Source organism: Vibrio sp. 704, from assembly GCF_033339295.1.
Genome location: NZ_JAWOUH010000942.1, coordinates 1 through 535, shown reverse-complemented (window position 1 = coordinate 535; position 535 = coordinate 1). Strand labels below are relative to the sequence as shown.

Sequence of the window (535 nt, the reverse complement as noted above, 5' to 3'; positions counted from 1 at the left end):
ATAGCCGACATGAATGACATCACCCAAACATTGGACCAATCATTCATGAGCAACATATAAAAAAAGAAGAAAGGTAAACAGGTCGTAATCGTTATTTGATAATAGACGTGCACGTACTTTCGCCATGATGACGACAAACGGTTACGAAAAATGATGCCAAAAAACAGTGCGGAACAAAACAAACGTAGCGGCAAGTTTTCATAGGATTGCGGGAACATGAAGTCCCAAACGAAGTAGTAGAGCGGGAAGCCAATAAATCCCATCCAACCAACTAATGTTAAATTGGGCTCTGCGTACTCATATACCTTACGTATCGAATCCATACTATCTAATTTGTCTACTCCGCCTGACGTTCAAAGTTGTGACTTGCTATCTTTTTTATAATCACGTTGTTTTGTAATTATATATTACTTGCCAAATATAAGCAGCGCGAAATCCGTCAATTTATTCGCGATGCTTGTCTTTAAATTCAGTCTTTTATCTAAGTTCAGCTTGATTTCACGAATTTTTTGGTAACGAGTTCAATTGCATATTA

General features: G+C 37.4%; 1 pseudogene. It reads right to left on the bottom strand.

Going from position 1 to position 535, the window contains the following annotated elements:
* A pseudogene (locus tag R7R24_RS30005) lies at nucleotides 1–323 on the bottom strand (hybrid sensor histidine kinase/response regulator); the annotation flags it as partial.
* Nucleotides 324–535: the final 212 nt, after the last annotated feature.